The 13,115-nt window shown below is 73.4% G+C and carries 7 protein-coding genes and 1 tRNA gene; 2 read left to right on the top strand and 6 right to left on the bottom strand.

Going from position 1 to position 13,115, the window contains the following annotated elements:
• Positions 1-24: 24 nt before the first annotated feature.
• Both BLW63_RS11530 and BLW63_RS11525 read right to left on the bottom strand, forming a co-directional pair.
• Positions 25-1,368, bottom strand: a complete 1,344-nt coding sequence (locus BLW63_RS11530; protein ID WP_091155655.1) for an ABC transporter substrate-binding protein — start codon at positions 1,366-1,368, stop codon at positions 25-27.
• Between the two features lie 191 nt (positions 1,369-1,559).
• Complete coding sequence (locus tag BLW63_RS11525; RefSeq protein WP_091155652.1) at positions 1,560-2,162, bottom strand: ANTAR domain-containing response regulator; 603 nt, start codon at positions 2,160-2,162, stop codon at positions 1,560-1,562.
• A gap of 71 nt (positions 2,163-2,233) precedes the next feature.
• Between BLW63_RS11525 and BLW63_RS11520 the strand changes: the two genes are divergently transcribed.
• Positions 2,234-2,307: transfer RNA gene (locus tag BLW63_RS11520), tRNA-Leu, on the top strand.
• Positions 2,308-2,522: 215 nt separating this feature from the next.
• Complete coding sequence (locus tag BLW63_RS11515) at positions 2,523-4,325, top strand: aminotransferase class V-fold PLP-dependent enzyme (protein ID WP_244522514.1); 1,803 nt, start codon at positions 2,523-2,525, stop codon at positions 4,323-4,325.
• 1 nt (position 4,326) lies between these two features.
• Here the strand turns inward: BLW63_RS11515 and BLW63_RS11510 are convergent, their stop codons facing one another.
• The 4 genes from BLW63_RS11510 to gltB form a co-directional block, all read right to left on the bottom strand.
• On the bottom strand, positions 4,327-5,208 hold the full coding sequence (locus tag BLW63_RS11510) for an acyl-CoA thioesterase (RefSeq protein ID WP_244522513.1): 882 nt from the start codon (positions 5,206-5,208) through the stop codon (positions 4,327-4,329).
• A gap of 73 nt (positions 5,209-5,281) precedes the next feature.
• Positions 5,282-6,697, bottom strand: a complete 1,416-nt coding sequence (gene pyk, locus BLW63_RS11505) for a pyruvate kinase (RefSeq protein ID WP_091155649.1) — start codon at positions 6,695-6,697, stop codon at positions 5,282-5,284.
• Positions 6,698-6,870: 173 nt separating this feature from the next.
• A complete protein-coding gene (locus BLW63_RS11500) occupies positions 6,871-8,358 on the bottom strand; it encodes a glutamate synthase subunit beta (RefSeq protein ID WP_091155645.1) in 1,488 nt (495 codons plus the stop codon).
• Positions 8,351-13,018: a glutamate synthase large subunit gene (gene gltB / locus BLW63_RS11495; protein ID WP_211517085.1), complete on the bottom strand. Its 4,668-nt coding sequence runs from the start codon at positions 13,016-13,018 to the stop codon at positions 8,351-8,353. The genes BLW63_RS11500 and gltB overlap by 8 nt, the downstream gene beginning before the upstream one ends.
• Positions 13,019-13,115: the final 97 nt, after the last annotated feature.

Raw genomic sequence — 13,115 nt, 5'->3', positions numbered from 1 at the left:
CGCCACGTCGGACGCCTGCGGGGATCAACGCGCCGGGCCGATGCCCTGCGAGTTGAGACCCTCGATGATGCGGGCGGACTCCTCGAAGCCGATCACCACGACGGCGTCAGGGGCGAAGTCGACCATCTGCTGGATCTCGGCGTCGTAGTTTGCCGCCTGCGGGTCGTAGGTCAGCGACTGGATGGCGTCCTCGGCGAGGCCGGCCGCGATCAGGTTCTCGCGGGTGTTCTCCGCCAGACCGGTGCCGTACGGGTCGTTCAGCGCCATGATCCCGACGGTGTTGTTGCCGTCGTTGATGATCAGGTCCGACAGCGCCCGGGCCTGCAGCGTGTCCGGGGGCGCGCTGCGGAAGTACAGCCCGTTGTCGTTGTAGTCGGTGAACTGATCGGAGGTGTTCGCCGGCGAGAACTGGACGACGCCGGACCCGGTGATCCGGTCGATGACCGTCAGGCTGACCCCCGAGGACGCCGCACCGATGATCGCGTTGACGCCACCCTGCAGCAGGCGGTCGACCGTCTGCGTCGCGGTGTCGGTCGAGGCGTCGCCGGAGTCACCCTCGGTGAGCTGGACCGGCTGGCCCAGCGCGCCGCCGGCGGCGTTGACGTCGTTGACCGCCAGGCGGGCGCCGGCGACCTCGGGCGGGCCGAGGAAGGCGAGGTTGCCGGTCAGCGGCAGCAGGGTGCCGATCACCAGCGGCCCGCCGGAGGCGCCGGCCGCGGCGGGGGCCGGGCCCTCGTCGGTGGTGGCGTTGGCCTCGTCGCCGGCGAGGACGTACTCGGTGGCGTCCTGGTCGAGCTGGTTGTCCTCGCCGAACTGCAGGATGCCGAAGCTGGCCTCCGCCGGCTCACCGGCCTCGGTGAAGCTCAGCGGACCGGAGATGCCGTCGTAGTCGACGTTCCCGCCGTTGTTGAGGATCTCCAGGCAGGCCGTGAAGTCGGCGCACTGCTCGCCGCCCACGGTGATCCCGTTGATGAACTCCTTGAAGACGTTGGCGTCGTTGGTGCCGGCCGCCTGCGCGGCGAGCGCCGTGACGATGATCGCGTCGTAGGTCTCGCCGGCGTAGTTGTAGTCCTGCAGGTTCGGGTCGATCTCGAGCAGCCGGTCGGTGAACTCCGAGCCGAGGTCGGTGAGCGGCGTCGTCCCCTTCATACCGGCCAGCGAGCCGTCCTCGGAGAAGGACTCACCCAGGGCGTTGCCCATGTTGCCGTCGGTGCCGTAGACGTTGACCTGCCGCTCGCCGCCGTCGCCGGCCGCGTCGCCACCGCCACCGCCACCGCCGCCGTCGTCGCCACCGCCGCCGCAGGCGGTGAGGACGAGGAGGGCCGCAGCCGCGACGGCGGCGTTGCGCGCGAGGATGCCTGTGCGCATCAAACAACTCCCACTGTGGTGTCGGTCGTGCACCAGTCCGCCCGGGCGGGCGACCGGTCAGTGGGGGGAAGGTAACTGCCGGATACGGGGGTGGAGCGGGGGTCGCCCGGACCGTGATCAGGTCGTGACCTGCTCGCTCCCGACTCGTCACACGGCGTGTCGGCCACGCCACCACCGTCACACCGCGGGCGTCAGGCGCCCGTCGCCGGGTCCGCGGTGGCCTGCGGCTGCAGGATGCGCTGGGCGAGCGCCCTCATCGACGTGCGCTCGTTCATGGCCGTCCGTTGGATCCACCGGAACGCCTCGGCCTCGGTGAGCCCCTGGTCGGCCATCAGCTTGCCCTTGGCCTGCTCGACCACCTTGCGGGTCTCCAGGCGCTCCTCGAGCGTGCGCACCTCGCCGTCCAGGGCGGTCATCTCCGCGAACCGGCCGCGGGCCACCTCGATCGCCGGCACGAGGTCGTTCTTGGAGAACGGCTTGACCAGGTAGGCCATCGCGCCGGCGTCGCGGGCCCGCTCGACCAGCTCGCGTTGGCTGAAGGCGGTCAGCACGATGACCGGGGCGATGCGCGCCGAGGCGATCTGCTCGGCCGCCGAGAGCCCGTCGAGCACCGGCATCTGGATGTCGAGGATGACCAGGTCCGGCCGCAGCTCGGTCGCCCGGTCGACGGCCAGCTGTCCGTCGCCGACCTCGGCGACGACGGTGTACCCCTCCTCCTCGAGCATCTCCTTGAGGTCGAGGCGGATGAGCGCCTCGTCTTCGGCGATGAGGACCCGGATCGGCTCGCTGCTCACGGGCCGGAGCCTAGCGATGCCGGACGGAACGCGAGGGCCCGTTAGGCTGCACCCCGGCCACCGGCCGGTACGCCCCCGTACCCCAATCGGCAGAGGGAGCGGATTCAAAACCCGCACAGTGTCCGTTCGAGTCGGACCGGGGGCACTCTGACAACGCGGTCCTCCGGACCGCACCGCGACCACGTGCCGTCCCCCAGCCCGCCTGGAGCGCCAGACCCCCGTCCCCGCTCGGGGGACCTCCGGCCCCCACTCCCGGGAACCGCACCGCGACCACGTGCCGTCCCCCGGCCGCCGTCGAGCCGCTGCCCGTGTCCCCGGTCGCCACGACGGGGCACGGCAACGTCCGATTACGGTGGGGCCGTGAGCGAGCCCGAGCCGACGCCGTCCGCCCCGCACATGAGCCCGGAGCAGTTCCGTCGGCACGGCCACGAGGTCGTCGACTGGATCGCCGACTACTGGACGCGCGTCGGCTCGCTCCCCGTCCGCTGCCCCGCCGCCCCCGGCGACGTACGCGCCGCGCTGCCCGACGCCCCGCCCGAGCGGGGCGAGCCGTTCGACGCCGTCCTGGCCGATCTCGACCGCGTCGTCGTCCCCGGGCTCACCCACTGGCAGCACCCCGGCTTCCTCGGCTACTTCCCGGCCAACACGTCCGGGCCCTCGGTGCTCGGCGACCTCGTGTCGGCCGGCCTGGGCGTGCAGGGCATGTCGTGGGTGACCAGCCCCGCCGCCACGGAACTCGAGCAGCACGTCCTCGACTGGTTCGCCGGCCTGCTCGGCCTGCCGGAGACCTTCCTGTCGACCGGGCCCGGGGGCGGCGTGGTGCAGGACTCCAGCTCCGGCGCCAACCTCGTCGCGCTGCTGGCGGCCCTGCACCGGGCCGACGGCGGCGCGACGGTGCGCTCCGGCGTCCGGCCCGACGAGTACACCGTCTACGTCTCCGCGGAGACGCACTCCTCGATGGAGAAGGCCGTGCGCATCGCCGGCCTCGGCACCGACGCCGTCCGGATCGTGGAGGTCGACGCCGACCTGGCGATGCGCCCGCAGTCGCTCCGGGCGCGGCTGGAACGGGACGTCGCCCGCGGGTACCGCCCGGTGCTGGTCTGCGCCACCGTGGGGACGACGTCGACGACTGCGGTCGACCCGCTCGCCGAGCTGGGGCCGATCTGCCGCGACGCCGGCGTGTGGCTGCACGTGGACGCCGCCTACGCGGGCGTGAGCGCCGTCGTCCCCGAACTCCGGGAGCTGCAGGCCGGCGTCGAGTGGGCCGACAGCTACACCACCGACGCACACAAGTGGCTGCTCACCGGCTTCGACGCGACGCTGTTCTGGGTGGCCGACCGGGCCGCGCTCACCGGCGCGCTGGCGATCCTGCCGGAGTACCTGCGCAACGGCGCCACCGACGCCGGCGCGGTCGTCGACTACCGCGACTGGCAGATCGAGCTCGGCCGCCGCTTCCGCGCGCTCAAGCTGTGGTTCGTGCTGCGCTGGTACGGCGCGGAGGGCCTGCGGGCGCACATCCGGTCGGGTGTCGCGCTGGCGCAGGAGCTGGCCGGCTGGGCGGCTGGCGACGACCGCTTCGAGGTCGTCGCCCCGCACCCGCTGTCGCTGGTGTGCCTGCGCCCGCGCTGGAGCGCCGAGGTGGACGCCGACGTCGCGACCATGACGCTGCTGGAGCGGCTCAACGACGGCGGCGAGGTGTTCCTGACCCACACCACCGTGCGCGGCCAGGTGGTGCTACGGGTGGCGATCGGCGCGCCGGCGACGACGCGGGCGCACGTCGAGCGGGCCTGGGCGCTGCTGAGCGAGGGCCACGACTGGCTGGCCGCCGACTTCGCGGAGTCCGCTGCCGAGCGCGGGCGGGCGGAGGCCGAGCGCCGCGACGCGGCTGAGCGGGCACGGCAGGACGCCGCGGCCGGGACGCCGGCGGTGCCCGTCGAGACCCCTGCCGCGCAGGACGAGACGGCCACCCAGGCCCGGGCCCAGGAGGAGCTCGCGCCGCCGCAGGCCGCGCCGGACGGGCACGCCGACCGTGGGGAGCTCGCGCCGCCGCAGGCCGCTCCCGAGGGGGACGCCGGCCGTCCGGAGGCCGACGGCGGGGTCCCCGGGGACGCCGCGGCGGAGGCAGCGGCCGACACCGGCGCCGGCCGGGGCACCGGCTCCTGACTCAGGCGCGCAGCGACCGGATGAGGCCCTGCTGCGCGACCGTCGCGACGTGGGTGCCGTCAGCGGCCCACACCTGGCCGAAGCACAGCGCGCGGCCACCGGAGGCCGCGGGACTGTCGGTCTCGTAGAGGAACCACTCGTCGGCCCGCACCGGCGCGTGGAACCACACCGCGTGGTCGAGGCTCGCCCCGACGTGCTCCCCGCCCCAGCCGCCGCCGATACGGGCCAGGCCGGCCGAGAGCAGGGTCAGGTCGCTGACGAAGGTCAGGGCGGCGCGGTGCACGCTGCCGTCCTCGGGCAGCCGGCCGGCGACCCGCATCCACACGCAGGTGCGGGTGTCCGGCGGTGACTTCGGCGTCCGGTCGAAGGGGTCCTCGAGCAGCCGCTGCTCCACCGCCTGGCTGATGGCCAGCGCGGCGGCGGCGCGCTGGCCGTACGGGGCGACGACCTCGGGCAGGGTCGGCAGGGTCTCCGGCGCGGGCACCTCGGGCATCGGCAGCGCGTGCTCGACGACCGGGGTCTCCGGGACCGCGGCGTCGGCGGTGAGGGCGAAGATCGCGACGTCCTCACCGCGGCGCCGCTGCCAGGCGATCACCCGCCGGGTGCTGAACGTGCGACCGTCCCGGATCCGCTCGACGGCGTAGCGGATCTCCTCGTGCGGGTCGCCGGGCCGCAGGAAGTACGAGTGCAGCGAGTGCACGCTGCGCTCCCCCGGCAGCGTCCGCGCCGCGGCCATGAGCGCCTGCCCCGCCACCTGCCCGCCGAAGATGCGCTGCAGCGGCGTGCGCGGTGTCTGACCGACGTACAGGCCGGGCTCGCGCTCCTCGAGGTCGAGGACCGCCATCAGGGACGCGGCCTGGCTGCCGTCCCGCAGGCCCGTCACGGGGTCCCCTCGCCGGCGCGCGTCGCTCCCGTGCCCGACGGCGCCGCGCCTCCGCGTGACCTCGCGAGCCCGGTCACGAGTCGGTACCCACCTCGTGCACCCGGATGAGGTTGGTGGACCCGGGCGTGTTCGGCGGGCTGCCGGCCACGACGACGACCCGGTCGCCCTCCTTGAGCCGGCCGATCGACAGCAGCGAGAAGTCGACCTGCTCGACCATGTCGTCGGTGTGCTGGACCGCGGGGACGAGGAAGGTCTCCACCCCCCACGACAGCGCCAGCTGGCTGCGCACCCGCCCGTCGATGGTGAAGGCCAGCAGCGGCATCCGGGGGTGCAGCGCGGCCAGCCGGCGGGCGCTGCCGCCGGTCTGGGTGAAGGTGGCCAGGGCCTTGACGTCGAGGGACTCGGCGATGTCCCGGGCGGCCCGGACGATGGCCCCGGACCGGGACCGCGACCGCCGGACCAGCTCGGGGACGCGCACGGGGTCGCTCTCGACGGCGTCGATGATCCGCTCCATCGTCCGCACCGCGGCGATCGGGTAACGCCCCACCGAGGTCTCCCCCGAGAGCATCACCGCGTCCGCGCCGTCCAGGACGGCGTTGGCGACGTCGGAGGCCTCCGCGCGCGTGGGACGCGAGTTGGTGATCATCGACTCGAGCATCTGGGTGGCCACGATGACCGGCTTGTTGCGCTCGCGGGCGGCCTGCACCGCGCGTTTCTGGACGAGCGGCACCTGCTCCAGCGCCAGCTCCACACCCAGGTCGCCGCGGGCGACCATGACGCCGTCGAACGCCTCGACGATCGCCTCGAGGTTCTCCACCGCCTCGGGCTTCTCCAGCTTGGCGATCACGGGGACGGAGACGTCCTCCCGGCGCATGACGTCGCGCACCAGGTCCATGTCGCGCGGGGACCGCACGAAGGACAGCGCGACGAAGTCGACGCCCATGTGCAGGGCGAAGCGGAGGTCCTCCTCGTCCTTGTCCGACATCGCCGGCACGCTCACCGCGACGCCCGGCAGGGACAGGCCCTTGTTGTTCGACACCTCGCCGCCCTCGACGACCAGGCAGCACACGTCCGGGCCCTCGATGGCGACGACCGAGAGCGCCAGCTTGCCGTCGTCCACCAGGAGCCGGTCGCCGACCTTGGCGTCGGCAGCCAGGCCCTTGTAGGTGGTGGAGACGCGCTCGGCGGTGCCCTCGACGTCGTCGACGGTGATGCACACCCGGCTGCCGGTCTCCCACTGGACCGGGCCGTCGGCGAACGTGCCGAGACGGATCTTGGGGCCCTGCAGGTCGGCCAGGACGGCGACGGCGCGACCGGTGCGGTCGGAGGCCTCGCGCACCAGGCGGTAGGCCCGCTGGTGGTCGGCGTGCGCGCCGTGGCTGAAGTTCAGCCGGGCGACGTCCATCCCCGACTCGACGAGGGCGGTGACCTGCTCGAGGGAGCCGGTCGCCGGACCGAGCGTGCAGACGATCTTCGCGCGACGGGACATGGGTCAGACGCTAGTGGCGCGGCCCGGCGAGCGTGGGGAGGGTGCCCTGTGACGTTGCCCCACACGGCAACGGGGCCGGTAGAAGGACCCCGTCCTCCTCACCCCTCGCAGGCTCGGGGCGAGCCTCGGGACGGGGCCAGGACGGGGTCCTCCTACGGCGGGGCAGGGGATCCCTACCGGAGGGCCACCGCGGTGGGCGTCACCGGGCGCGGCAGCGTCGTCGAGCCGGTCAGCCAGGCGTCGACGGCGCCGGCGGCGGCCCGGCCCTCGGCGATCGCCCACACGATGAGCGACTGGCCGCGGCCCATGTCCCCGGCGACGAAGACGCCGGGGACGGTCGACATGAACTCGCCGTCACGGGCGATGTTGCCGCGCTGGTCGAGCTCGACCCCGAGCCCCTCGACGAGGCCCTCGCGCTGCGCGCCGGTGAAGCCCATGGCGAGGAACACCAGGTCGGCGGGCAGCTCCCGCTCGGTGCCCTCGACCTTCTGGAACCGCCCGTCGACCCGCTCCACGTCGTGGATGAGCAGCGCGCGCAGGTTGCCGTCCTCGTCGCCGACGAAGCGCTCGGTGTTGACCGAGTAGAGCCGCTCCCCGCCCTCCTCGTGGGCGCTGGAGACCCGCATGACCATCGGGTAGGTCGGCCACGGGTTGGCCTCCGCCCGGCGGTCCGGCGGCGCCGGCATGATCTCCAGCTGGGTCACCGAGAGCGCACCCTGCCGGTGGGCGGTGCCCAGGCAGTCCGCGCCGGTGTCACCGCCGCCGATGATCACGACGTGCTTGCCGTGGGCGTCGATCGGCGGCTGGTCGAGCTCGCCGAGCGCCTGCCGGTTGCCGAAGGGCAGGTACTCCATGGCCAGGTGGATGCCGGCGAGCTCCCGGCCCGGCGCCGGCAGGTCCCGGCCCAGGGTGGCGCCCCCGGCCAGGACGACGGCGTCGAAGTCCTCGCGCAGCTGCTCGACGGTCGGGGCGCCGTCCCGGCCGCTGCCGACCTCGACCCCGGTGACGAACCGGGTGCCCTCGGCGCGCATCTGGTCCAGCCGCCGGTCGAGCACGGCCTTCTCCATCTTGAACTCGGGGATGCCGTAGCGCAGCAGTCCGCCGACGCGGTCGGCCCGTTCGAAGACGGTGACGTCGTGCCCGGCGCGGGTGAGCTGCTGGGCGGCGGCCAGCCCGGCGGGCCCGGAGCCGATGACGGCGACCCGCTTGCCGGTGTGCTCCTGCGGGGGGACGGGCTTGACCAGGTCGCGCTGGAACGCCTGGTCGATGATCTCCCACTCGATCTGCTTGATGGTGACCGGCGACTCCTGCAGGTTCAGCACGCAGGAGCCCTCGCACGGCGCGGGACACAGCTTCCCGGTGAACTCCGGGAAGTTGTTGGTCGCGTGCAGCCGCTCGATGGCCTCGGTCCAGTCGTCGCGGCGGGCGAGGTCGTTCCACTCCGGGATCAGGTTGCCCAGCGGGCAGCCGTGGTGGCAGAACGGGATGCCGCAGTCCATGCAGCGGGCGGCCTGCTGGCGCACCGCGGTGACCGGGAAGACGGCGTCCTCCCCGTTCTGGCGGGAGAGGTAGACGTCCTTCCAGTCCAGGATCCGCACGTCGACGGGACGCCGCGGCGGCAGCGCCCGCTCGTGCTTGAGGAATCCGGTCGAGTCAGCCACGTGCGGCCTCCATCACAGCCCTGTCGACATCCGTTCCAGCGGCCTCGGCGGCACGCCGGGCCTCGAGTGCGCGGCGGTAGTCGCGCGGCATGATCACGCTGAACCGCTCGGACCAGCGGCCCCAGTCGGCCAGCAGCGCGGCGGCCACCGGGGACGCGGTGTCCGCCGCGTAGCGGACCAGCACGTCGCGCAGCCACTGCGCGGACTCGCCGTCCAGCGGCTCGACGTCCACCATCTCGGCGTTGACCCGGTGCCGGGCCAGGTCCAGCACGTAGCCGATGCCGCCGGACATGCCGGCCGCGATGTTGCGGCCGGTCGGGCCGAGGATCACCGCGGCGCCGCCGGTCATGTACTCCAGCGCGTGGTCGCCCACGCCCTCGACGACGGCCAGCGCACCGGAGTTGCGCACGCAGAACCGCTCACCGACGCGGCCGCGGAGGAAGACCTCGCCCGCGGTGGCCCCGTAGGCGATGACGTTGCCGGCGAGGACGTTGTCCTCGGCGGCGAAGGTGGCCTCCCGCGCCGGGCGGACGACGATCCGCCCGCCGGACAGGCCCTTGCCGACGTAGTCGTTGGCGTCGCCGAACAGCCGCATCGTGATGCCCCGCGGCACGAAGGCGCCGAAGGACTGGCCGGCCGACCCGGTGAAGGTCAGGTCGATCGTGCCGTCGGGCAGCCCCTCGCCGCCGAAGCGCCGGGTGACCATCGAGCCGAGCATCGTGCCGACGGTGCGGTTGACGTTGCGCACCGGCAGCTCGAGGCTCACCGGCCGCGCGTCGAGCAGCGCGCCCTCGCAGAGCTGGATCAGCGTCTGGTCCAGCGCCACGTCCAGGCCGTGGTCCTGGCTGCGCACCCGGTGCCGGGCAGCGCCTTCGGCCAGCTCCGGCACGGCGAGCATGCGGGAGAGGTCCAGCCCGGCGGCCTTCCAGTGGTCGACCGCCTTGCGGGTGTCGAGCAGCTCGGCGTGGCCGATCGCCTCGTCCAGCGAGCGGAAGCCCAGCTCGGCGAGGTACTGGCGCACCTGCTCGGCGAGGAACTCGAAGAAGGTCTCCACGAACTCCGGCCGCCCGGTGAACCGCTTGCGCAGCTCCGGGTTCTGCGTCGCGACGCCGACCGGGCAGGTGTCGAGGTGGCAGACGCGCATCATCACGCAGCCGGAGACGACCAGCGGAGCGGTGGCGAAGCCGTACTCCTCGGCGCCCAGCAGGGCGGCGATGAGCACGTCGCGGCCGGTCTTCATCTGCCCGTCGGCCTGGACGACGATGCGGTCGCGCAGGCCGTTGGCCAGCAGCGTCTGCTGCGTCTCGGCCAGGCCCAGCTCCCACGGCGAGCCGGCGTGCTTGAGCGAGGTCAGCGGCGCCGCGCCCGTCCCGCCGTCGTGCCCGGAGATGAGGACGACGTCGGCGTGCGCCTTGCTGACGCCGGCCGCGACCGTCCCGACCCCGACCTCGCTGACCAGCTTGACGTGGACCCGCGCCTCGTTGTTGGCGTTCTTCAGGTCGTGGATCAGCTGCTTGAGGTCCTCGATCGAGTAGATGTCGTGGTGCGGCGGCGGGCTGATCAGGCCGACGCCCGGCGTGGAGTGCCGGGTGCGCGCCACCCACGGGTAGACCTTGGCGCCGGGCAGCTGGCCGCCCTCGCCGGGCTTGGCGCCCTGGGCCATCTTGATCTGGATGTCGTCGGCGTTGACCAGGTACTCGCTGGTGACGCCGAACCGGCCGCTGGCCACCTGCTTGATCGCCGAGCGGCGCAGGTCGCCGTTCGGGTCGGGCTGGAAGCGGTCGGGGTCCTCGCCGCCCTCACCGGTATTGGACTTGCCGCCCAGCCGGTTCATGGCGATCGCCAGGGTCTCGTGCGCCTCCTGCGAGATGGAGCCGTAGCTCATCGCGCCGGTCTGGAAGCGCCTGACGATCTCGCTGGCCGGCTCGACCTCGTCGATCGGCACGGGCGGGCGCACGCCGGTCCGGATCGTGAACAGGCCGCGCAGCGTGGCGGCCTCCTCCGACAGCTGGTCGACGGTCTCGGTGTAGCGCTGGAACACCTCGTACTGCCGCGAGCGGGTGGCGTGCTGGAGCAGGAACACCGTCTCGGGGTTGAACAGGTGCACCTCGCCCTCGCGGCGCCACTGGTACTCGCCGCCGGTCTCCAGCCGCCGGTGCGCGCGCTCGGGCGGGTTCTCCGGGTAGGCGCGGCGGTGGCGCATGGCCACCTCCTCGGCGAGCACGTCGATGCCGACGCCGCCGAGCGGGCAGGAGGTGCCGGTGAAGTACTCGTCGACGACCTCCTGGGAGAGGCCGACCGCCTCGAAGATCTGCGCCATCGTGTACGAGCCGACGGTGCTGATGCCCATCTTGCTCATGACCTTCAGGACGCCCTTGCCCAGCGCCTTGGCCACGTTGCGCACGGCCTGCGGGGGCTGGATGCCGGTGAGGACGCCGTCCCGGATCAGGTCCTCGATGGACTCGAAGGCCAGGTACGGGTTGACCGCGGCGGCGCCGTAGCCGAGCAGCAGCGCGACGTGGTGCACCTCGCGGCAGTCGCCGGACTCGACGACCAGGCCGACCTCCATGCGGGTCTTCTGCCGCACGAGGTGGTGGTGGACGGCGGCGGTCATCAGCAGCGACGGGATCGGGGCGCGCTGCTCGTCGCAGTCCCGGTCGGAGAGCACGATGATCCGGGCGCCGGCGGCGATCGCCTTGCTCACCTTGGTGCGCAGCTGCTCGACCGCCTGGGCCAGCGCCGTCCCGCCGCCGTTGACGTCGTAGTGGCCGGTGATCCGGACGGCGGCGTACCCGGGCAGGTCGCCGTCGTCGTCGATGTGCAGGATCTTGGCCAGCTCGTCGTTGTCGATGACCGGGTAGGGCAGGAAGAGCTGCCGGCAGGACGCCGGGGTGGCGTGCAGCAGGTTCTGCTCGGGGCCGAAGGTGCGGCCCAGGCTGGTCACCAGCTCCTCGCGGATGGCGTCCAGCGGCGGGTTCGTCACCTGGGCGAACAGCTGCCCGAAGTAGTCGTAGAGCAGCCGCGAGCGGTCCGACAGCGCCGCGACGGGGGTGTCGGTGCCCATCGAGCCGATCGGCTCGGCGCCCGAGGAGGCCATCGGGGTGAGCAGGACGCGCAGGTCCTCCTCGGTGTAGCCGAACAGCTGCTGCCGGCGGACGACGGACTCGTGGCTGGGCCGGGCGCGACGGCGTTCGGGCAGCTGCGGCAGGTGCACCAGGCCGGCGTGCAGCCAGTCCTCGTAGGGGTGCTCGGCCGCCAGCGCGCCCTTGACCTCCTCGTCGGAGACGATCTTTCCGGCCCTGGTGTCGACGAGGAACATCCGGCCCGGCTGCAGCCGGCCCTTGGCGCGGACCTCGGCGTCGGGGATCTCCAGGACGCCGACCTCGCTGGCGAGCACCACCAGGTCGTCCTTGGTGTGCCACCAGCGGCCCGGGCGCAGCCCGTTGCGGTCGAGGACGGCGCCGATGAGCGTGCCGTCGGTGAACGCGACCGCGGCGGGTCCGTCCCACGGCTCCATGATCGAGGCGTGGAACCGGTAGAAGGCCCGGCGGGCCGGGTCCATCTCGTCGTGGTTCTCCCACGCCTCCGGGATCATCATGAGCACCGCGTGCGGCAGCGACCGCCCGGACAGGTGCAGCAGCTCGAGCACCTCGTCGAAGGTGGCCGAGTCGCTGAAGTCGCTGGCGGTGACCGGGAAGACCCGCTCCAACCCGAGCTCGGAGGCCGGGCCGGCGGGGCCGTCGAACAGCTCGGTCTCGAGCTTCGCCTCGCGGGCCCGCATCCGGTTCCGGTTGCCCTTGATGGTGTTGATCTCGCCGTTGTGCGCGATCACCCGGAACGGGTGGGCCAGCGGCCAGCTCGGGAAGGTGTTGGTGGAGAACCGGCTGTGCACCAGCGCGATCGCCGACGCGTACCGCTCGTCGCGCAGGTCGGGGAAGAAGGCGGGCAGCTGGTCGGTGGTCAGCATGCCCTTGTAGGTGATGGTGCGGCTCGACAGCGAGGCGACATAGAGCGAGCTGCCGGCCTCGGTCGCGGCCCGCTCGGCGCGCTTGCGCAGGACGAAGGCGCGCCGCTCCAGCCGGGTCACCCCGTTGACGGCCTGGGCGCCGCCGAACGCGGTGGCGTCGGCGCGGGCGCCGATGGTCTCGGCGACGAACACCTGGGCGAAGTGCGGCATGACCGCGCGGGCGGTCGGGCCGACGTCGGCGCCGTCCGGGTCGACCGGCAGTTCGCGCCAGCCGAGGACGGTCAGGCCCTCCTCGGCGGCCAGGCGGGCGACGTCCTCGACGCGCGCGGCACGCTCCGCCTCGTCGACGGGCAGGAAGGCGATGCCGACGGCGTACTCGCCCACCGGTGGCAGGTCGAAGTCGACCTCGGCGCGCAGCAGGCCGTCGGGGACCTGCGTGAGGACGCCGGCGCCGTCGCCGGAGTTCGGCTCGGAGCCCGCCGCGCCGCGGTGGTCGAGGTTGTGCAGGGCGGTGAGCCCCGCGGCCACGATCTTCCGGGAGGCGCGACCCTGCACGTCCGCCACGAAGGCGACGCCGCAGGCGTCCTTGTCGTTGGCCGGGTCGTACAACCCGCTCGCGGCCGGGACCGCGGAGAAGGGCACGGCGGTGCCGCCGGAGGCGGGGGGCGCGGCGGGGGCGGTGGACTCGGACATGTCACTCCCGTCGTCGGCACGCCGCTCGGTCGCCGTCGGCGGTGACGGCAGCGGAGCGGGGGGCGGGGCCCGGCCGGTGGTCAGAGGTCGGAGGAGC

This window comes from Geodermatophilus africanus, assembly GCF_900107105.1.
Lineage (GTDB): Bacteria > Actinomycetota > Actinomycetes > Mycobacteriales > Geodermatophilaceae > Geodermatophilus > Geodermatophilus africanus.
Note: the sequence above shows the minus strand (reverse complement) of the source record. Positions and strands in the feature narration are given on the sequence as shown.

Coding starts and splice junctions, on each gene's coding strand:
- gltB (WP_211517085.1), bottom strand. CDS start 13,018: ATGTCCGAGTCCACCGCCCCCGCCGCGCCCCCCGCCTCCGGCGGCACC.
- pyk (WP_091155649.1), bottom strand. CDS start 6,697: ATGTCCCGTCGCGCGAAGATCGTCTGCACGCTCGGTCCGGCGACCGGC.
- BLW63_RS11530 (WP_091155655.1), bottom strand. CDS start 1,368: ATGCGCACAGGCATCCTCGCGCGCAACGCCGCCGTCGCGGCTGCGGCC.